Below are 21882 nucleotides of genomic sequence, written 5' to 3'. Positions count from 1 at the left end.
TCCGCCCGCTCCCCGACAAGAACCGGCCATAAGCCCGGAAGTGGTGGAACTATTAGTTACCGATCCATTACCTTCGGTCACATGACTGACCGCGTCCTGGTGGAAGCACTCCGCGCCCGCGATCCAGGGGCACTCGCCACGCTCTACGACGCGTACGCGGAGAGCGTCTACCGCTACTGCTGGTCCCTTCTCCTCAGCGCCGAGAGCGCCCAGGTGGCGCTGCGCGACACGCTGATCGCCGCCGAGGCGCACGCCGGCGCCCTGGCCGACCCCGACAGGCTCGGCACCTGGCTCTACGCGCTGGCCAGAGCCGAGTGCCTGCGCCGCAGGGCCGCCGAGCCGGCGGGCGCCGACGAGGGCCTGGCCGAGGCGCCCGCCCTCGACGACCCCGCCGACGCCGACCTGCGAGTCATGGCCTGGAACGCCGTCCAGAGCCTGCCCACGGCCGAGCGCGAGGTGCTCGAGCTCGTCCACCGCCACCGGCTGCCCGCCGCAGAGCTGGCGCAGGTGGTCGCGCAGCCCGTACGCCAGGTCGAGCTGCTGCACGAGCAGGCCCGCGAGAGCCTGCGCGACGCCATCACCGCCGAGGTGCTGGCCAGGAAGGGCCCCTACGACTGCCCGCGCAGGGCCCGCATATTGTCCGGCTTCTCCGGCGCGCTGACCATGGAGATGCGCGAGCACCTGGTCAGGCACCTGCCGCGGTGCGAGGTCTGCGCGCCCCACCGCAGCCGCGAGGTCTCCGTCGCCAAGGTCTACGAGCTGCTGCCCGAGCCCGCGCTGCCCGCGACGCTGCGGGTGCGCGTGATGAGCTGCTTCGCCGACCCCGAGCTGCTGCCCTACCGCCGCTACGTCGCCCGCCGCACGGCCGCGCTCGGCGCCGCCGGGTTTCCCGTTCCCGACGCGCACCACGGCAGGAGGTGGCCTCAGGCGGTGGCGGGCGCGCTGGCGGCGGTCGCGACCGTGGTGGCGATAGCGGTCATCTTCCAGCACATCGGAAGGGAGAACGGTGGAGTGACAGGTGTCGCGACGGCCGCGTTCCCGGCCACGGGCGAACCGCCCGGCATCCGCCTGCCCTGGCAGGCCGACCCCGAGGACGTCCCGTTGACCGTGCTGCCCATCCTCGACGGCACGACCGCGCAGCCACTCGGCGTCACGGGGACGCCGGGGCAGCCGCCTCCGGTGGTCCCCGTGGTGGCCACGCCGACCGGCGGCTCTCCGCCGTCGTCACAGCCGGGCGAGCCGGACACGCCGCCCTCCCGGCCCGCCTCGCCACCACCCTCCCCGCCCGCGCCACCGGAGGAGCCGCCGACGCGGCTCACGCCACCCGCGGAAGAGCCGCCCGAGCAGCCCCCGACGCAGGCCCCGCCGGCGCAGACCCCGCCGACCCGTACTCCACCCCCGAAGCACCCGCGCCCGCCGAAACACCCGCACCCCCACCCGCCGAAGCCCCGGCCCTGCGGCCCCCGCACCCCGTGCCCGACCCCGTCCCCCTCGCCGAGCCCCACCCAGACGCCCACGCCCACCACCACGCCGTCGGAACCGGCCACCCCCACCCCCTCGGATGAGCCGTCCGCCACCCCAACGGAGAACCGCAGCTGAACCGCGTTCTGCCAGCGCTTCGGAAAGGGGCGATTGAGGCTCGGTGTGGTCACGTTACGTGCGTTAACTCGGGGGAATCGTGCGCATAGAGTAACCAACGGTTTCAGGGGGACCTATGCGCGCATTCCGGGCCGGGCTCCTCGCCGCCTGCCTGCTGGTGGCCACGTGCCCGCCCGCGCTCGCCGAGCCGGGTCCGTCCCGCCACGACGTCAAGCGGGCCCGCCAGACCGTACACGAGCGCTCACACCAGCTCAGCCGCACCACCGCCGCCCTGGTGACCGCCCAGTCGCGGCTCGACCGGCTGGCGGCCGAGGTGGAGCGGCTGGTGGAGGCGTACAACGGGGAGGTCGTCCGGCTGCGCAGGGCCGAGCAGGCGCAGCAGCAGGCCACCGTCCGGCTCGCCGCCGCCGACGCCGAGGTCGAGCGGGCCAGGCAGGACGTCGCGCTGCTCGCCGCCGAGAACTACGGCGGTCTGGGGACGGTCAAGCCGTACGTGGGGATGCTGGCCGACCGCGGCGGCACGGACGGGTTCCTGCACCGGGCCATGGTGCTGGGCTATCTGGAGGAGGAGCAGGGCGCGGTCATGCGGCGCCTGCGCGATGCCCAGGAAGTGGCCGCGATCCTGCGGACGTACGCGGGGCGGGCGCACGCCGAGCGGCTCGCGGCGGCCGAGAGCGCCCGCCGGGCCAAGCTCGCCGCCCAGACCGCGGTCGCCCGCCAGCGGCGCGAGACCCGGCAGCTGATGGCCAGGAAGACGACCCTGCAGCGCAGGGTGAACGCCGCCCGCACCCGCGCCCAGCTCCTCGCCAGGCGGCGCGCGGCGGCCCTGTCAGGGCTCGTCGCGGGTGGCTCGCGGATGGGGGACGTGGCCGCCAACTGGGCGCTCACCCAGCTCGGCAAGCCGTACGTGTGGGCCGCCGCCGGCCCAGAGACCTATGACTGCTCGGGGCTGACCATGCGGGCCTGGGAGAAGGTGGGCGTGCGGCTCGACCACTGGACGGGCACCCAGTGGACCTCGGGCCCGCACGTGCCGCTCGACCAGCTGCGCCGCGGCGACCTGCTGTTCTTCGCGCACGTCAGCGGCGACCCCTCGACCATCCACCACGTCGGCATCTACGTCGGACGCGGCCAGATGGTGCACGCGCCGCAGACCGGCGACGTCGTACGGGTGGCCTCGATCTGGCGCGGGGACCTGGTGGGCGCCACCAGGCCCCGCTGACGGCAGGTCAGTGGTGACCGTGCTCCTTGGCCCGGCGGAACGAGCGCTCGATCTCGGCCTCGGCCTCGATGCGGCCCACCCAGTTGGCGCCCTCGACCGACTTGCCCGGCTCCAGGTCCTTGTAGACCTCGAAGAAGTGCTGGATCTCCAGGCGGTCGAACTCCGAGACATGGTGGATGTCCTGGATGTGATGCATGCGGGGGTCGGTGGACGGCACGCACAGCACCTTGTCGTCACCGCCCTTCTCATCCGTCATCCGGAACATCCCCACCGCACGGCACGTGATGTAGCACCCGGGGAACGTCGGCTCCTGCAGCAGCACCAGCGCGTCGAGCGGGTCGCCGTCCTCACCGAGGGTGTTCTCGATGAAGCCGTAGTCGGCGGGGTACTGCGTGGAGGTGAACAGCAGCCGGTCAAGCCTGATCTTGCCGGTCTCGTGATCGACTTCGTACTTGTTCCGTTGTCCCTTGGGAATCTCAACGACAACGTCGAACTCCACCGCGGTTCCTCCGCTCAGGCCCCCGGGCACCCCCGGGCGGGCGTTAATGTCTCGTAGGCGAACACAGGAGAGAGGGCAGGCGACGTGGCGCGGCGCGACCGGTTGGTGATGCTGACCACCCTCGCCGTGCTCCAGATCCTGACGATCGTCATCGGCGTTTACGCGATGACCACCGACTTCAACCTGAGCGCGCTGACGAGCGGGTCTGCGCCGACCGATCCGACGGCGTCCCCGGCGGAAGGCTCTCCCCCCGTCCCCGTGGTCACCGCGGGGCCTGTGCTGGCCCAGCTTTCGGCGAAGTCAGGAGACGGACCTCTCCCGACTAAGGGTACTTTGACGAAGCAGTTGGCCAGCGCGCTGGGTGACGATGCGCTCGGCGGACGGGTGGGCGCGGTCGTCCTCGACACCGTCACAGGCGAGCAGCTCTTCGCGGCCAACCCTGACACCGCCATCACCCCCGCCTCCACCACGAAGATCATCACGTGCACCGCGGCCCTGGCCGCGCTCGGCCCCGACGCCCGGCTGTCCACCCGCGTCGTCCAGGGGACGAAGCCCGGCACGATCGTCCTCGTCGGAGGCGGCGACCCCATGCTCGCCGGCCCCCAGGCCACGTCGTCCGACTACCCGAAGCAGGCGAGCCTGAACACCCTGGCCGCGCGTACCGCCGCCACGCTCAAGGCGCAGGGTGTGCGCAAGGTCACCCTCTCCTACGACGACAGCCTGTTCACCGGAAACCCCAAGGCGCCCGGCTGGAAGCCCAACTACATCCCCGACGGCGAGGTGGCTCCCGTCCACGCGCTGATGATCGACGAGGGCCGCCAGGACCCCCGCTTCCGCGCCCCCCGGGTCCAGAACCCGCCCCAATACGCCGCCGACGCCTTCGCCAAGCTCCTCGCCAAGCAGGGCGTCTCCGTCGCCAGGTCCGTACGTCCCGCCGAGGCGCCCGCCGGCGCCGCCGAGCTCGGCCGCGTCGACTCCGCCCCGCTCTACGCGCTCGTCGAGCACACACTCACCCGCAGCGACAACGACCTCGCAGAAGCCCTCATGCGGCACGTCGCCATCAAGGAGGGCCAGCAGCCGTCGTTCGGCGGCGGTGGCAAGGCCGTGAACGCCGTGCTGCAGCGGCTCGGACTGGCCCAGAACGTCTCGCTGTCCGACGGCAGCGGCCTGTCCATCCGCAACCGCATCAGCCCTCACGCCCTCGCCAAGGCCATCGCCCTGGCCGGCGCGCCGCAGCATCCCGAGCTGCGCGCGATCGCCACCGGCATGCCGATCGCCGGCTTCTCCGGGACGCTCGGCAACGGACGGCGCTTCACCGGCGGCGACAGCAAGGACCAGGTCGGGCTCGTCCGCGCCAAGACCGGCACGCTCAACCACATCAACACGCTCGCCGGGCTCGCCACCACCAAGGACGGGCGGCTGGTCACGTACGCGTTCATGGCCGACCAGGTGCCGGTCAACGCCGAACCCGTGCTCGACCGGCTCGCGGCCATCGTCGCACGTTCCTGAGCACGTACTGATCACGTCCTGACTACGCTCCTCAGCACGTTCCTCCGCCCTTCCTGCGCCCTTCCTCCGCACGGTCCTTCGCGGCCCGGACCAGAAGCACGTACCGTGGACGGTATGCAGGTGATCGACTGGGATCTGGCCGTCACGACCGGCACGCGCCTCGTGCGCCCCGGCCCACAGGTGAGCCGGGAGGAGGCCAGGCAGGCCGTCGCCGAGCTCCGCACCCTGTCGCGCGAGGCCGAAGGGCACGTGCGGCAGTTCACCAAGATCCACACGGAGACCGCGCCGCAGCCGGCGACCATCGTCGACCGGCCCGGCTGGATCAAGGCCAACGTCGAGGGCTTCCGCGTGGTGCTCGAGCCGCTCACGCAGCGCATGGGCAACTCCGACAACCCGCCGCCGGCCATCGTCACCGCCGTCGGCTCCCGCATCACGGGCGTCGAGGTCGGGGCCGTGCTGGCCTTCCTCGCCTCCCGCGTGCTGGGGCAGTACGAGCTGTTCCTGCCGCCCGACCCCACCGGTCAGGAGCCCGCGGGGCGGCTCACGCTCGTCGCGCCCAACATCGTCCACGCCGAGCGCGAGATGGGCGTCAACCCCCACGACTTCCGCCTGTGGGTGTGCCTCCACGAGGAGACCCACCGTGTGCAGTTCACCGGCGTGCCCTGGCTGCGCGAATACGTGCGCTCCCAGATGACCGAGTTCCTGCTCGCGTCCGACCTCGACCTGCCCACCCTGCTCGAGCGCCTCCGCAACGCCGCCGACACCGTCGCCGACGTGGTGCGCGGCGGCGAGGGCAACCTCATCGACGCCATCCAGTCGCCCGGCCAGAAGGAGATCCTCGACCGCCTCACGGCCGTCATGACGCTCGTGGAGGGCCACGGCGACTACGTCATGGACGCGGTAGGGCCGTCCGTGGTGCCCTCTGTGGCCGACATCCGCGCCAAGTTCGCGCAACGCCGCGAGGGCGGCTCCCGCCTCGACCGCACGGTCCGCCGCCTGCTGGGCATCGAAGTCAAGATGAAGCAGTACGCGGAGGGCTCCGCCTTCGTCCGCACGGTAGTGGACCGAGTGGGCATGGACGGCTTCAACAAGATCTGGACATCCCCAGAAACCCTTCCCACAACCCCGGAGATAGCCGACCCGACGTCCTGGATCAGCCGCGTGATAGGCACCCCCGCCCTCCCCGCGTAGCAGGGAAGCCGGGACAACAAGACTCCGGCGCGGGGCCAAGACCGCTCACACCCACACCACCGCACCGCCGCTGAGGGCCTCGCCCCCTCGGGGGCCTCACGAGTGCCGCGTCGGCGGGGCGCGGTACGGCGATGGCCGGTGCCTGGCGGAGGTGGGGTGCAGGAGGCGGGAGAATGCGGGCGTGGGTCCACATCCGGCTGTTGCTGATGTACGTAGGGCCGTGCGGGAGGCGTTGGCCGATCTGCCGCAGGGGGCGCTCGTTCTCGTCGCCTGTAGTGGTGGGGGTGATTCGCTGGCGCTGGCGGCGGCGACCGCGTTCGTGGCGCCTCGGGCCGGGCTCAGGGCCGGGCTGGTGACGGTCGATCATCAACTGCAGGAGCGGTCGGGGGAGCGGGCCGTCTCGGTGGCGCGGATCGGGGGAGAGCTGGGCCTCGATCCGTCCGAGGTGCTCACCGTCACCGTCGGTACCGAAGGAGGGCCTGAGGCGGCGGCCAGGGAGGCGCGGTACGCGGCGCTGAGCGGGGCGGCGGAGAGGCTGCGGGCGGCGGCGGTGTTGCTGGGGCACACCAGGGACGATCAGGCTGAGACGGTTCTGCTGGGGTTGGCCCGGGGGAGTGGGACTCGGAGTCTGTCGGGGATGGCATCCGTCGCGGGGATCTACCGTCGGCCGCTGCTGGGCATCCCTCGGGCGACCACGGTGGCGGCTTGCGGAGCGCTCGGCCTGCGGCCCTGGGATGATCCGCACAACGAGGATCCGCGCTTCACCCGGGTGCGGGTCCGCCGGCGCGTGCTGCCGGTGCTTGAGGCGGAGCTCGGGCCGGGGATGGCGGAGGCGCTCGCGCGTACGGCGGCCATGGCGCGGGAGGACGCGGACGCGCTCGACGATTGGGCCCATTCCGCGTACGAAAATTGCGCTCTAAGCGATATCGGCGGGTCGGTGCGGCTGCCGGTGGCGGAGTTGGAGAAGCTGCCCGACGCCGTGAGGCGGCGGATGGTGCGGAGGGCGGCGATCGTGGCGGGAGCGCCGTCCGGAGCCCTGTCGGCGACCCACGTGCTGGCTGTGGACCGGCTGGTCACGCACTGGCACGGGCAGAAAGCGGTGGATCTGCCCGGGGGTCTGTCCGCCGTCCGGCGGTATGGCACCCTGATATTCGCCATCAGTCCCATCCCGTAAGGAACCACAGGTGGACGCTGCCGACATGGGCATTGACCTGGAAAAGGTGCTCATTCCCGAGGACGAGCTCCAGGCGAAGATCAAAGAACTCGCGGCCCGGATAGACGAGGATTACGCGGGCAAGGAAGTGCTGCTCGTCGGCGTGCTGAAGGGCGCGGTCATGGTGATGGCCGACCTGGCCAGAGCGTTGCACGTGCCGGTGCAGATGGACTGGATGGCGGTGTCGTCGTACGGCGCGGGCACCAAGTCGTCCGGCGTCGTACGCGTGCTGAAAGACCTCGACACCGACATCTTGAACCGCCATGTGCTGATCGTCGAGGACATCATCGACTCGGGCCTGACGCTGCACTGGCTGCTGGAAAACCTGAAGTCGCGCAATCCCGCGTCGCTGGAGATCTGCGCCGCGCTGCGGAAACCCGACGCGGTGAAGGTGCCGATCGACGTCAAATACGTGGGCTTCGACATTCCCAGCGAGTTCGTCATCGGTTATGGGCTCGACTACGCGGAGCGCTACCGCAACCTGCCGTTCATCGGCACCCTGGCGCCGCACGTATATCGATAGCGCTTCGGGCCCTCCGTTCCGGCAATGGCCGGGAACATGGCGCAACGTGACGTACGTTGATAGGGCAAGACCGGTGTAGCGGGCGGGTCCCTCCGTGCGCTCTGCCGGTGTACCTTCAGACTCCGGGAGGGTGACCACGTGTCCCCTTCGGGTAGTCAGAAGTCGCGGTGCCGGATGCCGCGGCCCCGGGCGTGCCCGGGGTTCCAGGCCATGGTCAGGAAGGGACGGGCCCGCAAGGGGTTCCGCATCGGATGGATCTCAAGCGATTTACACGTGGGCCACTGCTGTGGATCCTGGGCATCGTCGTGCTGCTCCTCCTCGTCACTCAGCTCTGGAGTGGCGGTGGAAATTACAAGTCGGCCGACACGTCCTTGGTTCTCCAGCAGATTCGCGCCGGAAACGTCAGCAACGCCAAGATTGTCGACAAGGACAACCGGATCGAGGTGAAGCTCGTCAACCCGGTCGCGGTCGAGCCGGGCGGCACTCCGACCAACCTCATCCAGTCCGACTGGGTCACCGGCTACGGCAGCAAGCTGACCGACGAGCTGCAGGCCCAGGTCGACGCCGGCAAGACCAAGAGCTTCACCACCGAGGTGCCGCAGGAGAACATCCTGCTGAGCCTGCTGGTGAGCTTCCTGCCGATCGTCATCATCGTGCTGATCTTCCTGTTCATCATGAACCAGATGCAGGGCGGCGGCTCGCGGGTGATGAACTTCGGCAAGTCGAAGGCGAAGCTCATCACGAAGGACACCCCCAAGACCACGTTCGCCGACGTCGCGGGTGCCGACGAGGCCATCGAGGAGCTCCAGGAGATCAAGGAGTTCCTGCAGGCCCCGGCCAAGTTCCAGGCGATCGGCGCCAAGATCCCCAAGGGCGTGCTGCTCTACGGCCCGCCCGGCACCGGTAAGACGCTGCTGGCCCGCGCGGTCGCCGGCGAGGCCGGGGTGCCGTTCTACTCGATCTCGGGCTCCGACTTCGTCGAGATGTTCGTCGGTGTCGGCGCCTCCCGTGTGCGCGACCTGTTCGAGCAGGCCAAGGCCAACGCCCCCGCGATCATCTTCATCGACGAGATCGACGCCGTCGGCCGCCACCGCGGCGCCGGCCTGGGCGGCGGTCACGACGAGCGCGAGCAGACCCTCAACCAGCTGCTCGTCGAGATGGACGGCTTCGACGTCAAGGGCGGCGTGATCCTCATCGCCGCGACCAACCGGCCCGACATCCTCGACCCGGCGCTGCTGCGTCCCGGCCGCTTCGACCGGCAGGTCACGGTCGACCGCCCCGACCTCGAGGGCCGCAAGGGCATCCTCAAGGTCCACGGCCGCGGCAAGCCGTTCGCTCCCGACGTCGACCTCGACGTCATCGCGCGCCGCACCCCCGGGTTCACCGGCGCCGACCTGGCCAACGTGATCAACGAGGCGGCCCTGCTCACCGCGCGGGCCGACCAGAAGCTGATCACGATGGACGTCCTCGAGGAGTCGATCGACCGCGTCATGGCGGGGCCCGAGCGCAAGACGCGGGTCATGTCCGACAAGGAAAAGAAGATGATCGCCTACCACGAGGGCGGTCACGCACTGGTGGCGCACGCGCTGCCCAACTCCGACCCGGTCCACAAGATCACGATTCTGTCCCGCGGCCGCGCGCTCGGTTACACGATGACGCTGCCGATGGAGGACAAGTTCCTGGCCACCAGGTCCGAGATGATGGACCAGCTCGCGATGCTGCTGGGCGGCCGCGCGGCGGAGGAGCTCGTCTTCCACGAGCCCACCACCGGCGCCTCCAACGACATCGAGAAGGCCACGGCCGTCGCCCGCCGCATGGTGACCGAATACGGCATGAGCGAGCAGCTCGGCGCCCGTAAGTTCGGCACCGGCCAGGCGGAGGTGTTCCTGGGCCGCGAGATGGGCCACGAGCGCGACTACTCCGAGAAGATCGCCTCCTCCATCGACGAGGAGGTCCGCCGGATGATCGAGACGGCGCACGACCAGGCGTGGGACATCCTGGTCCAATACCGCGACGTGCTCGACAACCTGGTGCTGGAGCTCATGGAGAAGGAGACGCTCTCCCGCGAGCAGGTGCTGCAGATCTTCGCCCCTGTGGTGGTGAAGGAGCACCGCCCGTCCTACGCGGGCTACGGCAAGCGGCTGCCGTCCGACCGGCCGCCGATCCTGACCCCGAAGGAGCAGTCGGCCAACGGCTCGCTCACCTCGGGCCACCAGGATGCCCTGCCCTCCGGGGAAAGTACGTGACGCAGCACGACGTCGACCTCGGGCGGATCGAGAAGGCCGTACGCGAGATCCTCTACGCCATCGGCGAGGATCCCGACCGCGACGGCCTGGTCGAGACGCCCGCCAGGGTCGCCCGCGCGATGGCCGAGCAGTATTCCGGGCTCGGCCAGACGCCGGAAGAGGTGCTCAACAAGGTCTTCGACGTCGATCACGACGAGATGGTGCTCGTGCGTGACATCGAGGTCTACTCGACCTGCGAGCACCACCTGGTCCCGTTCCACGGCCTGGCCCACGTGGGCTACATCCCCAACGCGAAGGGCCAGGTCACGGGGCTGTCGAAGCTGGCCAGGCTGGTCGACGTGTTCGCCCGCCGGCCGCAGGTGCAGGAGCGGATGACCTCGCAGATCGCCGACGCGCTCATGCGGGTGCTGGAGCCGCGCGGGGTGATCGTGGTGGTGGAGTGCGAGCACCTGTGCATGACGATGCGCGGCGTACGCAAGCCGGGCGCCAAGACCGTCACGTCGGCCGTGCGGGGCGACTTCCGTACGAGCGACAAGACCCGGTCCGAGGCCATGGCGCTCATCCTGGGGCGCTGATCAGGTCGCGCACGGCGAACGGGGTACCCACGATGTCAGCAGGTGTGGGGAAGCGCCTAGGCTTGGCCCATGACTAGCGTGCCCATCAACGTGCCGGGAGGTGCGGATCGGTGCCTCGTCATGGGTGTGGTCAACGTGACGCCCGACTCGTTCTCTGACGGCGGCAAGTGGTTCGGCGCCGACGCCGCCGTCCAGCACGGCTTCGACCTGGTGAGTCAGGGGGCCGACATCGTCGACGTGGGCGGCGAGTCCACCCGCCCTGGCGCGGCCCGGGTGCCGCTGGACGAAGAGCTGGCCAGGGTCGTGCCAGTGATCAGGGCGCTGGCCGCCGACGGCGTGGTGGTCAGCGTCGACACGATGCGGGCCGAGGTGGCAAGGGCGGCCGTCGAGGCGGGCGCACGGCTCGTCAACGACGTCAGCGGCGGCCTGGCCGACCCGGAGATGCCGCGCGTGGTGGCCGACACCGGCGTCTCCTACGTGGTGATGCACTGGCGCGGGCACAGCCACGACATGGAGTCCCGCGCCGTCTACACCGACGTGGTGACGGAGGTGCGCGAAGAGCTGAGCAAGCGGGTCGATCTGGTGATGGCGGAGGGCGTCACGGAGGGGCAGATCGTGCTCGACCCGGGCCTGGGCTTCGCCAAGAACGCCGAACACAACTGGGCGGTGCTGGCCGGCGTCCCGCAACTCGCGGAGCTCGGCTTCCCGCTGCTCATCGGGGCTTCACGTAAACGGTTCCTGGGGCGCCTGCTGGCCGAACCCGACGGCACGCCCCGGCCGTTCAGTCGCAGCGACGACGCCACGCTGGCCGTGACCGCACTGGCCGCGCACGCCGGAGCCTGGTGCGTACGCGTGCACGAAGTAGGTCCCAATGCCGATGCCGTGCGCGTGGCCGCCGCATGGAAGAGAGCCGGAGCAGGCACATGAGCGTCGACACCGCCGCCATCGAGACGGTCAACCAGGAGTTCTACACCGCCATCGAAAGCGGTGACCTGGACAAGATGACCGAGATCTGGGCCGAGGACACCACCGATGACCAGGTGAGTTGCGTACACCCGGGCTGGACCCTGCTGTCGGGCCGCTCCGAGGTGCTGCGGTCGTGGGCCCTGATCATGGCCAACACCACCTACATCCAGTTCGTACTGACCGACGTCAACACGACGGTGCTGGGTGACGTGGCCGTGCTGACCTGTGTGGAGAACATCCTGACCGCGGGGGAGGAGGGTGAGGCCAGTTTCGCCGCGGGCAAGGTGGTGGCCAGCAACGTCTACATCCGCACCTCCCAGGGCTGGCGGTTGTGGATGCACCACGGGTCGCCGGTGCTGCAGGCCGACGACGACGAGGAGGAGGAAGGCGAGCTTGAGCGCTGACCGCATCACCCTCAAGGGCCTGCGCGCCCGGGGCCGGCACGGCGTGCTCGCCGCCGAGCGTGAGCTCGGGCAGGAGTTCGTGGTGGACGCGACGCTGTTCCTCGACACCGCGCCGGCGGCGGCCGGCGACGACCTCACCAAGACGGTCCACTACGGGGAGCTGGCGCAGGCGCTGGCCGCGGTGGTGGAGGGCGAGCCGGTCGAGCTGATCGAGACGCTCGCGCAGCGGCTCGCCGACGTGTGCCTGGCCAACGAGCTGGTGCACAAGGCCGAGGTGAGCGTGCACAAACCGGCGGCGCCGATCCCGGTGCCGTTCGACGACGTGATCGTGACCATCGAGCGGAGCCGCGGATGAAGGTGGTCCTCTCTCTCGGCAGCAACCTGGGACGCAGGTTCACGACCCTGCAGGACGCGCTGGACGCCCTGTTCGACGCGCCTGGCCTGGAGTTCGTCAAGGCGTCCCCGGTCTATGAGACCGACCCGGTGGGCGGTCCAGGCGGGCAGCGGCCCTACCTCAACGCGATCGTCATCGCGGAGACCACGCTGGAGCCGCGCACGCTGCTGGAGCGGGCACTGAGCGTGGAGAACGCGTTCGGCCGCGAGCGCGTCGAGCGCTGGGGCCCGCGCACGCTCGACATCGACCTGATCGTGGTGGGCGACGTCGTCTCCGACGATCCCGAGCTGACGCTGCCGCATCCCAGGGCGCACGAGCGGGCGTTCGTGCTGGTGCCGTGGGCCGACTGCGACCCCGAGGGGGTGCTGCCCGGCAAGGGCGCGGTGGCGGGGCTGCTCGAAGGGCTCGACCGGCGGGGCGTACGCCTGCGCGAGGATCTCAAGCTGCAGAGGCCCGATTGAAGCCCACGTCACCCGGCCCCCTCGTCGGCATCCTGGTCGTCGTCGCCCTCGCCACCTGGGCGGCGATCATGATGAGCGACTACGGCAGGCTGCCGCTGCTGCCGTGGACCGCCATCCCCACCCTGCTCCTGCTGGCGCTCGGCGAGGGCTACAGCGGCTGGGCCACCAAGGCCAGGCTCGCCAGGAAGCCGGACACCAAGCCGGTCGAGCCGCTCGCGGTGGCCAGGCTGGCGGCGCTGGGCAAGGCGTCGGCGTACGCGGGCGCGGTGTTCGGCGGCGTCTTCGCCGGATTCGCGCTCCACACGGCGCAGCTCCTCGACCGGGAGACGCCGCGCGGCGAGTTCTTCATCGCGACCGGCTCGTTCGTCTCCTGCGTGCTGCTGGTCTGCGCGGCCCTCTACCTGGAGCACTGCTGCCGGGTGCCGAAGAAGCCGGAGGACGAGGAGCGCCGCTAGCGCTCGTCGGGCAGGCCCTCCACGGCCCGCTGCTCGGCGGCGGCGAGGCGGTCGTGCCAGATCTCCCGCTGCAGCAGGCGCAGCGCGCGACGCAGCACGTCGCTGGGCCGTTCACCTTCCCGCAACGCGGTACGGATGATCCGTTCGTCTTCGGCGTTGGCCCGGAAGGCGATCTCAGCCATGCGTCGAGCTTATGGACCCGCCGACACCCTTGTCCTGCGTTTGCCGGACGGGGGCCCGGCGCCGGCCGAAGAGGTAGATGACCGGAGTGGTGCAGATCAGCGGCCCGATGATGGCGATCGGGCGTTCGAGCCACCATTTCAGGTCGGGCGGGATCTGGTCGCCGAGCGTGCCGAAAAGCCACCACGACAGGCCCAGCGAGATGGCCATGCCGGTGGTGTGGAAGAGGAACAGCGGCAGCGAGTACCGGTTGATGAAGTCGTTGAGCCGTCCCCAGCGCGGCCGCTCCAGCACCTGTTCCATGGCCGGGCGCAGCACCTCGACGAGCCCGATCTGGAACAGCAGCAGCGCGACGATGACGAACGTGGGCGGCGCCATGTTGGACCACTTGTCGCCCGGCACGCCGACCATCGAGCCCGGATAGATGCCCGAGTACACCAGCCCGAACAGGGCGAACAGCCCGGTCCACAGCAAGGCGGCGTCGTAGCGGCGGGGCAGCTCCACGACCCGGTCGTAGAAGAAGCCGGCCTGGTGGGCGAGGCCCCAGACGACGATCATGTTGAGCCAGCCGGCCCACTCGACGCCGTAGCGGAAGCGCAGTACGTCCACGACGAGCGCCGTGCCGCCGAGCCAGATCAACGCGAGCACGTCGTAGCGGCGGTGCAGCCACAGCGCGACCGGCAGCAGCGCGATGAGCACGAGGTAGACGCCGAGGAACCACAGCGGGCTGAGCACCAGCAGCACCACCCGCCACATCCAGTCCACCTGGAACGTGTACGTCACCACCGCCCCGATGACGACCCAGACCCCGGACAGGAACAGCGCGGGTAAGGCGAGCGCGCGGATGCGCCGCAGCACGAACGCCCCGATGCCGACGCCGCGCCCCTTGGCCCGCCGCCACGACAGCAGGTGCACGTGCCCGCCGACGTAGAAGAACAGCGGCAGGACCTGCAGCAGCCAGGTGAGGATCCACAGCCCTGAGGTGAAGCCGAGCGGGCTGGTCGGCTCGGGGCCGTGCGGCTTCCATTCGAGGATGGTGAACGCCCAGTGCCAGACCACCACGACGATCAGGCTGAGCGCCCGCAGCCAGTCGACGTATTTGTCCCGTTGTTGACCGCTCACTTGTCGATGTCACCCACGACGAAGAACATCGAGCCGAGGATGGCCACCATGTCGGCCACCAGGTGCCCAGGCAGCATCTCCCGCAGCACCTGGATGTTGCTGTAGGACGCAGAGCGCAGCTTGAGCCGCCACGGCGTCTTGTCGCCCTTGGAGACCAGGTAGTAGCCGTTGATGCCGAGCGGGTTCTCGGTCCACGCGTACGTGTGACCCTCCGGCACCTTCAGCACCTTCGGCAGCCGCTGGTTGATCGGCCCAGGCGGCAGCGAGCGCAGCCGTTCGACGCAGATCTCGGCCAGGTCGAGCGAGACCTTGAGCTGGTCGAGCAGCACCTCGAAGCGCGCGTGGCAGTCGCCCGCGCCCCGCGTGACGACCTTCACCGGCAACTCCCCATAGGCCAGGTACGGATCGTCGCGCCGCAGGTCGATGTCCACCCCGGAGGCACGGGCGATGGGGCCGCTGACGCCGTACTGCAGGATCTGCTCCCGCGTCAGCACCCCCACCCCTTTGGTGCGGGCGATGAAGATCTCGTTGTGCAGGATGAGGTTCTCGATGTCGGGCACCCGGCGGCGGGTCTCCGCGACGGCCGCCGACACCCGGTCGAGCCAGCCCAGCGGCAGGTCCTCCTTGAGCCCGCCGACCCGGTTGAACATGTAGTGCATGCGCCCGCCGGAGATCTCCTCCATGACGGCCTGGATGCGCTCGCGCTCGTTGAAGGAGTAGAACAGCGGCGTCATCGCGCCCAGCTCAAGTGGGTAGGAGCCGAGGAACATCAGGTGGTTGAGCACCCGGTTGAGCTCGGCCAGCAGCGTGCGGGCCCAGACCGCGCGCACCGGCGGCTCCATGCCCAGCATGCGCTCGGCCGCGATGACCACGCCCAGCTCGTTCGCGAACCCCGACAGCCAGTCGTGCCGGTTGGCGAGCATGATGATCTGACGGTAGTCGCGCACCTCGAACAGCTTCTCCGCGCCCCGGTGCATGTAGCCGATGATCGGCTCGGCGGTGGCGATGCGCTCGCCGTCGAGCGTCAGCCGCAGCCGCAGCACGCCGTGGGTGGACGGGTGTTGGGGCCCGATGTTGAGGATCATGTCCTCGGTGGCCAGCTCTTTCGCGCCCGCGCCGATTCCGACCACACGTTCCGTCATACGGCCATGCTGCCACCGTCGTCGCTGGTGATCCAGCTAGGGGGTTGGTCAAGAGATGGCATGCGATGACATCCCATAGCCGGACAGGGGGAGGAATAGCTGGAACGGGGGGAGATAGGACCATGAAGAGAGTTCTCTTCGACATCGCGGCCCTGATCGCGCGCATCATCACCGGCGTGATCTTCGTCGCGCACGGCTGGCAGAAGTGGCAGGGCGGGCACTCCGCGACCGCGAGCGGATTCGGCGAGATGGGCATCCCGATGCCCGAGCTGGCCGCCGGGTACGCCATGGTCGTCGAGCTCATCGGCGGGGTGCTGCTGATCATCGGGCTGGCGGTCCGCCCTGTGGCGCTGCTGCTGCTGGCCAACATGCTGGGCGCGATCATCTTCGCGCACTGGGGCAGGGGCGTTTTCGTGGGCGAAGGCGGCTGGGAGTTCGCGGCGGCGCTCGCGGCGCTCTGCCTGCTGTTCCTGGCGCTGGGCGGCGGGCGCATCGGGATCGACGGCATCCTGTCGTCGATGTTCCGGCGGAGGCACGACCGCCGGGCCGCCGAGGAGGACCTGGTGTCGTACCGGCCGAACAGGACCGACACCACCACCGGCACGACCGGCTCCTACGGCGGCACGGACACCGGCTCCTACGGCGGCACGGACACCGGCTCCTACGGCGGGCCCACCACGCCCTCGCGGTCCGCCACCGAGGAGCCGCCCGACGTCCCCAGGCAGCCGGGCGCGCCCCAGCAGGAGCCGCGGCAGAGCCGGCTCAACGACGAGGACATGCGGGAGATCGACTCCCTGGTCGCCGACGAGCCGCCCCAGCACCGCAAGCCACCGAACCGCTGAAGCCGGGCGAACAGGCCGCTCAAAAGGGCCGCCCGGAAAGGACGCCCGGAAAGGCCGCCCAGTACAGCCGCTCGGTAAGGCCGCTGAGCGTCGGTCAGCAGGCGACCAGGTCGCTCAGGGCCGACACCAGCCGGTCCACGTGCTCCTGCGTCGTGCCGATGCCGATCGAGGCCCGGACGGCGGACGCGGTGCCGTCCTCGCAGCCGCCGTCGGAGGCGCCCAGCAGATGACGGACGAACGGGTGCGCGCAGAACTTCCCGTCGCGCACCCCGATGCCGTACTCGCCGGACAGCACCTCGGCCACCTCCCGTGCCGAGTACCCGGCCACGGTGAACGACACGATGCCGACCCGGGGATGGTCGGGGCCCCACAGGGACAGCTCGCGTACCCCGTCGATGGCGGCCAGCCCGGACCGGAGCCGCGCGATCAGCCGCTCCTCCTCGCGCACCAGCTCGGTCCAGCCGGTCGCGGTCAGCGCGTCGCAGGCCGCGGCGAGCGCGATGGCGCCCAGCACGTTGGGGGTGCCCGCCTCGTGGCGCGGCTCGGGGTCGTCGTGCCACTGGACGTTCGCGGCGCTCTCGCCGACCGAGCGCACCGCGCCGCCGCCCTTGAGGTACGGCTCGCCGTCGGCCAGCCAGTCCCGCCGCCCGACCAGCGCCCCCGCGCCGAACGGCGCGTACAGCTTGTGCCCCGAGAAGGCCACGTAGTCGAGGTCGAGCGCGGTCAGGTTGAGCCGCCGATGCGGTACGAGCTGCGCCGCGTCCACCAGGATCCGCGCGCCGTGCCGGTGCGCGATGTGGGCCAGGGCGGCGATGGGCCACAGCTCGCCGGTGACGTTGGAGGCGGCGGTGACGACGAGCAGCTTGGGCCCTTCGATGGCGGCGAGCGTCTCGTCGGCGGCGCGCACGGCCTCCCCGGGGAAGGCGGGCGGGGCCAGCCGGACCGCGTTCGGCCAGGGCAGCAGAGAGGCGTGGTGCTCGGTGTCGAAGACGACCGTGGTGGTGCCCTCGGGCAGGCAGCCGGCCAGCAGGTTCGTGGCGTCGGTGGTGTTGCGGGTGAAGATCACCGCGTCGTCGGGGCGGGCGCCGACGAAGGCGCGTACGGTGTGGCGGGCCTGCTCGTACCGGGCGGTGGTGAGCTGGGAGGCGTAGCCGGCGCCGCGGTGGACGCTGGAGTAGGCCGGGAGCGCGGCGGTGACGGCGGCGCTGACCGGCTCGAGACAGGGGGCGCTGGCGGCGTAGTCGAGGTTGGCGTAGCCGACCAGGCGGCCGCCCTTGACCGGCACTTCGAGGTCGGCGCCCAGGACGGCGGGGATCGGCCGGGCCTGTGTGGCGGGCGCCGGCGTCTCCTCGGCGGCACGGGCGTTGCTGAAGATCGTCAGAGTGGACACGGCGAACCTCCTCGGGGTCATCGGACCCCTGGAAGCAGCCGAGGAGCCCGCGCTTGCCCGCCACACCTCGTGACGGACCAGGTCTTCACCCGGGGCACCCCGCCGCGGACGCGAGGGTTGCCGGCCAGCTAGCCGGGGCTTGACGCTGGCACTCATGACCTACGAGGGGAACTATAACCGACACCCGGGCGGAAATCGCAAGCCGCGAACTTCTGCGGCCCTCGGCTCGTTGCTACCGGAAACCCGCCTGCCCTCAAGTCATGGAGGTACTCGATGCTCGACTGGGTGGCCGATCCGCAGATCTGGATCGGCTTCTTAACCCTGGTCGCCCTGGAGATCGTGCTGGGGATCGACAACATCATCTTCATCTCCATCCTCGCCGGGAAGCTGCCACCCGAGCAGCGCGACCGGGCCCGCGTGCTCGGCCTGGGCGCGGCACTCGTCAGCCGGCTGCTCCTGCTGCTGGGGCTGTCGTGGGTGGTGCAGCTCACCGCGCCGTTGTTCGAGGTCTTCGGTCATGAGATTTCGGGACGTGACCTGATCCTGCTGCTCGGCGGCCTGTTCCTGCTGGGCAAGAGCGTCACCGAGATCCACCACAACATGGAGGCGCCCCACGACAAGGACGGCAAGAAGGCCGCGGCCGTCTCCTTCACCTCGGTGATCCTGCAGATCATGGTGCTGGACATCGTGTTCTCGCTCGACTCGGTGATCACCGCGGTCGGCATGGTGGACGAGCTGGGCGTCATGATTGCGGCGGTCGTCGTGGCCGTGGTCGTGATGTTGTTCGCCTCGGGGCCGATCAGCCGGTTCGTGGACAGCCACCCCACGATCAAGATGCTGGCGCTGGCGTTCCTGGTGCTCATCGGCGTGATGCTCGTCGCCGAGGGCCTCGACCAGCACATCCCCAAGGGCTACATCTACTTCGCGATGGCGTTCTCCGTCGTGGTCGAGCTGCTCAACATCCGGGTGCGGAGCAGGAATGCGAAGAGGGAGGCGTCCGCTTCTAAGATGAAATAGTGGGCTTTGATCCTTGGAATCCGGAATTTGTGGCGTACCCGTACCGCGTCTACGACGAGCTGCGGCGCGAGGCGCCCGTCAGCTACTTCGAGCCGACGGGCCAGTGGCTGATCTCCCGGCACGCCGACGTCAACGCGCTGCTCAGGGATCGCCGCCTGGGCCGCTCGTACCTGCACGTGGCCGGGCACGAGGAGTTCGGCAGGTCGCCTGAGCCGGAGTTCCAGGAGCCGTTCTGGCGCGTGATCAGGGCGGGCATGCTCGACGTGGAGCCGCCGGTGCACACGCGGTTGCGCCGGCTGGTCTCCAAGGCGTTCACGCCGCGCATGGTCGAGTCGCTGCGGCCGCGCGTCAGGGCGATGGCGGGCGAGCTCGTGGATGCGTACGTGGAGAAGGGCGGCGGCGACCTCATCGCCGAGGTCGCCGAGCCGCTGCCGGTCACCGTCATCGCGGAGATGCTCGGCATCCCCGACGGCGACCGCCACCTGCTGCGCCCCTGGTCGGCCGACATCTGCGGCATGTACGAGCTCAACCCCACCCTGGAGGCCCAGCACACCGCCGTACGCGCGGCCACGGAGTTCTCCGGCTACCTCAAGGCGCTGGCCGCCGACCGGCGCGCGAACCCCGGTGACGACCTCGTCAGCGCGCTCACCCAGATCGGCGAGCTGACCGAGGACGAGCTGGTCGGCACCTGCGTGCTGCTGCTCAACGCCGGTCACGAGGCCACCGTGAACGTGACGGGCAACGGCTGGTGGTCGCTGTTCCGCAACCCGGCCGAGCTGGCCAGGCTGCGCGCCGACCGCTCGCTGCTGCCCACCGCGGTCGAGGAGCTGATGCGGTGGGACACGCCGCTGCAGATGTTCGAGCGGTGGGTGCTGGAGGACATCGAGGTGCACGGCGTACGCATCCCGCGCGGCTCGGAGGTGGCCCTGCTGTTCGGCTCGGCCAACAGGGACCCCGAGGTGTTCGCCGACCCTGACCGGCTCGACGTGGGCCGCGCCGACAACCCGCACATCTCCTTCGGCGCCGGCATCCACTTCTGCCTGGGCGCGCCGCTGGCCAGGATCGAGCTGGCGGAGTCGTTCGGCGCCCTGCTCGACCGCACGTCGAAGCTGGAGCTGCGCGAGGAGCCCGAATGGAAGCCCGGCTACGTCATCCGCGGCCTCCACGCGCTGAACCTGACGGCCACCGCCGCCTGAACCTGACGGCCACTCCCGCCTGAAGCGGCGGACGCCCGCAGCCGGGCTTCGCCGGGTGCGGCGGCGAGGGTCGTCACTTGGTCTGGCTGAGCCAGCCGAAGCCGCCGAGCCCGGTCGCCTCCAGCAGCTCGCCCTCCTCCGAGGCCCGCGCGAGCGCGCGAAGGTAGCGGCGCGGATCGGTGCGGGCCAGGTCGAGGGGCGGCCGCGCGCCGGTCAGCCCCAGCTCGCGCAGCGCCTCGCGCTGTGTGGACAAGGCTGTGGATATCGCGCCGGCCCGCCGCCCGGCCTCGGCGCACGCGTCGAGTGCGACGTGTGCGGTGATGTCGCAGCTCCCGTCGGGTACGGGGGTCACGACCGACCCGTCCCGGTATCCGGTCAGCGTTCCACAGGGCGGACGGTTATCCACAGGATGTGCATAATCGATGGCGATCGCCCGGCCCCTGGTGAGACGGACGAGAACGGACGCCCACGCCTCGTCACGCGGCCTGCCGATCTCGGCCCGCGCCCCCACCCGCGTCAGCGGCCACCACCGGTCGAGCCACTCGCGGTCGGCCGGCCGCAGCGGCCCGCCCAGGCGCTCCTCGCCGGTGTGCACCTCCACCATCACCACCCGGGGCCCGTCGGCGGTCTGCTCGACCACGTCGAGCGGCACGTTGTCGAGCCACTCGTTGGCGACGGCCAGCCCGGTGAAACAGCACGGCAGCTCTCTCGACCAGGCGATCTCCTCGGGAAGGCCGGCGGGCCTGGGCGACAGGTCGACCGCCGTGACGCGCAGCCGGTCGCGCAGCGCGGGCTCGGCGCGTTCGAGGATCTCGGCGACCAGCACGCCCTCGCCCGCCCCGATGTCGACCAGGTCGAGCGTGTCGGGTTTACCCAGTTCGGCGTCCACTTCCGCGAGCAGCGCCAGCACCGCCTCGGCGAACGCCGGGGACGCGCTGACAGAGGTGCGGAAGTGGCCTGAGGGACGTTCGCGGAGGTAGAAGCCCTCCTCGCCGTACAGCGCGCGCTCCGTCGCCGCGCGCCATGTGAGCCACATGCCTGGACTATCTCATGACTTCCCATCGCGACGCACTGTCATTGAATGACTACTCAATGTCGCAATCTTGCGTTAGCGTTTACCTGTTGTCATCGAGTGACCGCACTGCGTCAACTTCCAGGGGGCGCGGCTTTCACTCGCCGAAGTAAGCACCCCGCGGTCGTTCAGGCCGCGAAAGAGAGGAGCCCTCGTGCTGAAGAAGGTCATGGTCGTCACCGGAGCCGTCGCCATGCTCTCGCTGGCCGCCCCGGCGCACGCCGACATCACCAACGGCACCGGCGGCGTTGTCTCCGGCAACCAGCTCCACGTCCCGATCGTCGCTCCGATCAACGTCTGCGGCAACGCGATCGCCGTCATCGGCCTCGCGGTCGCGGGCTGCAAGGGCGGCGCCAACGCCTACGCGCCCAGCCACCACTGAGCTCGCCCATAGAGCCCGGGCCGGCGCAGGCCGGCCCGGGTTCATGTCCCGGCTGGTCAGTCGGCGGATGACCAGCCGGCGCACTCCCAAGGGGCCGGCACGATCGCGGGCGTCGGGTCCACAGAGGACTCGGCGCCCGCTGCCTTTCTGCGATGGCCCCTCTCCTCATCTCTTCCGACAGGGGGTGCATCAATTCGCATGCCCTTGTCCCTTTTGTCGTTAACTCAACGCGCGGCAAATCTCCGGTCACACTCGCCACTCCGCGAGGCCGTTACCCTGGTCGGC

Annotated in this window: 23 protein-coding genes and 1 riboswitch; of the genes, 17 read left to right on the top strand and 6 right to left on the bottom strand. The window is 70.3% G+C overall.

The window, feature by feature from the left end; genetic code table 11:
* Nucleotides 1-81: 81 nt before the first annotated feature.
* Both AB0K18_RS41400 and AB0K18_RS41395 read left to right on the top strand, forming a co-directional pair.
* Complete coding sequence (locus tag AB0K18_RS41400) at nucleotides 82-1599, top strand: sigma-70 family RNA polymerase sigma factor (protein WP_364926196.1); 1518 nt, start codon at nucleotides 82-84, stop codon at nucleotides 1597-1599.
* 115 nt (nucleotides 1600-1714) lie between these two features.
* Nucleotides 1715-2818, top strand: coding sequence for a C40 family peptidase (locus AB0K18_RS41395; RefSeq protein ID WP_364926194.1), 1104 nt, complete (start codon nucleotides 1715-1717; stop codon nucleotides 2816-2818).
* 7 nt (nucleotides 2819-2825) lie between these two features.
* Here AB0K18_RS41395 and AB0K18_RS41390 read toward each other — a convergent pair whose 3' ends face one another.
* Nucleotides 2826-3317 carry an inorganic diphosphatase gene (locus AB0K18_RS41390; RefSeq protein ID WP_355412661.1) on the bottom strand — a complete coding sequence of 164 codons (492 nt, stop codon included), beginning with the start codon at nucleotides 3315-3317 and terminating at the stop codon, nucleotides 2826-2828.
* An 84-nt stretch (nucleotides 3318-3401) separates the two neighbouring features.
* Here AB0K18_RS41390 and dacB point away from each other — a divergent pair, with 84 nt between their 5' ends.
* The 11 genes from dacB (at nucleotide 3402) to AB0K18_RS41335 (ending at nucleotide 13254) form a co-directional block, all read left to right on the top strand.
* Complete coding sequence (gene dacB, locus AB0K18_RS41385; RefSeq protein ID WP_364926192.1) at nucleotides 3402-4826, top strand: D-alanyl-D-alanine carboxypeptidase/D-alanyl-D-alanine-endopeptidase; 1425 nt, start codon at nucleotides 3402-3404, stop codon at nucleotides 4824-4826.
* A gap of 114 nt (nucleotides 4827-4940) precedes the next feature.
* On the top strand, nucleotides 4941-6017 hold the full coding sequence (locus AB0K18_RS41380; RefSeq protein ID WP_364926190.1) for a zinc-dependent metalloprotease: 1077 nt from the start codon (nucleotides 4941-4943) through the stop codon (nucleotides 6015-6017).
* Between the two features lie 181 nt (nucleotides 6018-6198).
* Nucleotides 6199-7191, top strand: a complete 993-nt coding sequence (tilS, locus tag AB0K18_RS41375) for a tRNA lysidine(34) synthetase TilS (RefSeq protein ID WP_364926188.1) — start codon at nucleotides 6199-6201, stop codon at nucleotides 7189-7191.
* A 10-nt stretch (nucleotides 7192-7201) separates the two neighbouring features.
* On the top strand, nucleotides 7202-7753 hold the full coding sequence (gene hpt / locus AB0K18_RS41370) for a hypoxanthine phosphoribosyltransferase (RefSeq protein WP_364926185.1): 552 nt from the start codon (nucleotides 7202-7204) through the stop codon (nucleotides 7751-7753).
* A 251-nt stretch (nucleotides 7754-8004) separates the two neighbouring features.
* Complete coding sequence (gene ftsH / locus AB0K18_RS41365) at nucleotides 8005-9999, top strand: ATP-dependent zinc metalloprotease FtsH (protein WP_364926183.1); 1995 nt, start codon at nucleotides 8005-8007, stop codon at nucleotides 9997-9999.
* Complete coding sequence (gene folE / locus AB0K18_RS41360; protein ID WP_345392395.1) at nucleotides 9996-10574, top strand: GTP cyclohydrolase I FolE; 579 nt, start codon at nucleotides 9996-9998, stop codon at nucleotides 10572-10574. Before ftsH ends, folE begins: the two co-directional genes overlap by 4 nt.
* A gap of 120 nt (nucleotides 10575-10694) precedes the next feature.
* Entirely contained in the window at nucleotides 10695-11501 is an 807-nt protein-coding gene (gene folP / locus AB0K18_RS41355; RefSeq protein WP_364926248.1) for a dihydropteroate synthase, read from the top strand.
* Nucleotides 11498-11944, top strand: coding sequence for a nuclear transport factor 2 family protein (locus tag AB0K18_RS41350; protein ID WP_355412647.1), 447 nt, complete (start codon nucleotides 11498-11500; stop codon nucleotides 11942-11944). The genes folP and AB0K18_RS41350 overlap by 4 nt, the downstream gene beginning before the upstream one ends.
* Entirely contained in the window at nucleotides 11934-12299 is a 366-nt protein-coding gene (gene folB / locus AB0K18_RS41345) for a dihydroneopterin aldolase (RefSeq protein WP_345392389.1), read from the top strand. Before AB0K18_RS41350 ends, folB begins: the two co-directional genes overlap by 11 nt.
* A complete protein-coding gene (folK, locus tag AB0K18_RS41340) occupies nucleotides 12296-12799 on the top strand; it encodes a 2-amino-4-hydroxy-6-hydroxymethyldihydropteridine diphosphokinase (protein WP_364926180.1) in 504 nt (167 codons plus the stop codon). The genes folB and folK overlap by 4 nt, the downstream gene beginning before the upstream one ends.
* Nucleotides 12796-13254 (top strand): DUF3180 domain-containing protein, encoded by a 459-nt coding sequence (locus AB0K18_RS41335; protein ID WP_364926178.1) that lies wholly within the window; start codon nucleotides 12796-12798, stop codon nucleotides 13252-13254. Before folK ends, AB0K18_RS41335 begins: the two co-directional genes overlap by 4 nt.
* Here the strand turns inward: AB0K18_RS41335 and AB0K18_RS41330 are convergent.
* The 3 genes from AB0K18_RS41330 to AB0K18_RS41320 are packed head-to-tail and all read right to left on the bottom strand — an operon-like array spanning nucleotide 13251 to nucleotide 15698.
* Nucleotides 13251-13436 carry a hypothetical protein gene (locus AB0K18_RS41330; protein ID WP_345392383.1) on the bottom strand — a complete coding sequence of 62 codons (186 nt, stop codon included), beginning with the start codon at nucleotides 13434-13436 and terminating at the stop codon, nucleotides 13251-13253. The two genes, AB0K18_RS41335 and AB0K18_RS41330, sit on opposite strands and share 4 nt — an antisense overlap.
* Nucleotides 13429-14556, bottom strand: a complete 1128-nt coding sequence (locus AB0K18_RS41325; protein WP_364926176.1) for an acyltransferase — start codon at nucleotides 14554-14556, stop codon at nucleotides 13429-13431. The genes AB0K18_RS41330 and AB0K18_RS41325 overlap by 8 nt, the downstream gene beginning before the upstream one ends.
* Nucleotides 14553-15698, bottom strand: coding sequence for an NADH-quinone oxidoreductase subunit D (locus tag AB0K18_RS41320; RefSeq protein WP_364926174.1), 1146 nt, complete (start codon nucleotides 15696-15698; stop codon nucleotides 14553-14555). The genes AB0K18_RS41325 and AB0K18_RS41320 overlap by 4 nt, the downstream gene beginning before the upstream one ends.
* A 122-nt stretch (nucleotides 15699-15820) precedes the next feature.
* Here AB0K18_RS41320 and AB0K18_RS41315 point away from each other — a divergent pair, with 122 nt between their 5' ends.
* On the top strand, nucleotides 15821-16540 hold the full coding sequence (locus tag AB0K18_RS41315; protein ID WP_364926172.1) for a DoxX family protein: 720 nt from the start codon (nucleotides 15821-15823) through the stop codon (nucleotides 16538-16540).
* A 94-nt stretch (nucleotides 16541-16634) separates the two neighbouring features.
* Here AB0K18_RS41315 and AB0K18_RS41310 read toward each other — a convergent pair whose 3' ends face one another.
* Nucleotides 16635-17930 carry an aminotransferase class V-fold PLP-dependent enzyme gene (locus AB0K18_RS41310; protein WP_364926170.1) on the bottom strand — a complete coding sequence of 432 codons (1296 nt, stop codon included), beginning with the start codon at nucleotides 17928-17930 and terminating at the stop codon, nucleotides 16635-16637.
* Nucleotides 17931-17974: 44 nt separating this feature from the next.
* A riboswitch (SAM riboswitch) is annotated at nucleotides 17975-18090 on the bottom strand.
* Between the two features lie 113 nt (nucleotides 18091-18203).
* Between AB0K18_RS41310 and AB0K18_RS41305 the strand changes: the two genes are divergently transcribed.
* Both AB0K18_RS41305 and AB0K18_RS41300 read left to right on the top strand, forming a co-directional pair.
* On the top strand, nucleotides 18204-18947 hold the full coding sequence (locus tag AB0K18_RS41305; RefSeq protein WP_364926168.1) for a TerC family protein: 744 nt from the start codon (nucleotides 18204-18206) through the stop codon (nucleotides 18945-18947).
* 29 nt (nucleotides 18948-18976) lie between these two features.
* A complete protein-coding gene (locus tag AB0K18_RS41300) occupies nucleotides 18977-20143 on the top strand; it encodes a cytochrome P450 (RefSeq protein ID WP_364926166.1) in 1167 nt (388 codons plus the stop codon).
* Between the two features lie 73 nt (nucleotides 20144-20216).
* On the opposite strand, the gene AB0K18_RS41295 is transcribed toward AB0K18_RS41300, so the two are convergent.
* On the bottom strand, nucleotides 20217-21179 hold the full coding sequence (locus AB0K18_RS41295) for an SAM-dependent methyltransferase (protein ID WP_364926164.1): 963 nt from the start codon (nucleotides 21177-21179) through the stop codon (nucleotides 20217-20219).
* A gap of 190 nt (nucleotides 21180-21369) precedes the next feature.
* Here AB0K18_RS41295 and AB0K18_RS41290 point away from each other — a divergent pair, with 190 nt between their 5' ends.
* Nucleotides 21370-21597: a chaplin family protein gene (locus AB0K18_RS41290; protein ID WP_364926162.1), complete on the top strand. Its 228-nt coding sequence runs from the start codon at nucleotides 21370-21372 to the stop codon at nucleotides 21595-21597.
* Nucleotides 21598-21882 lie beyond the last annotated feature (285 nt).

It is taken from the genome of Nonomuraea sp. NPDC049421, assembly GCF_040677005.1.
Taxonomy (GTDB): Bacteria; Actinomycetota; Actinomycetes; order Streptosporangiales; family Streptosporangiaceae; genus Nonomuraea; species Nonomuraea salmonea.
This window is presented reverse-complemented; position numbering and strand designations above follow the sequence as displayed.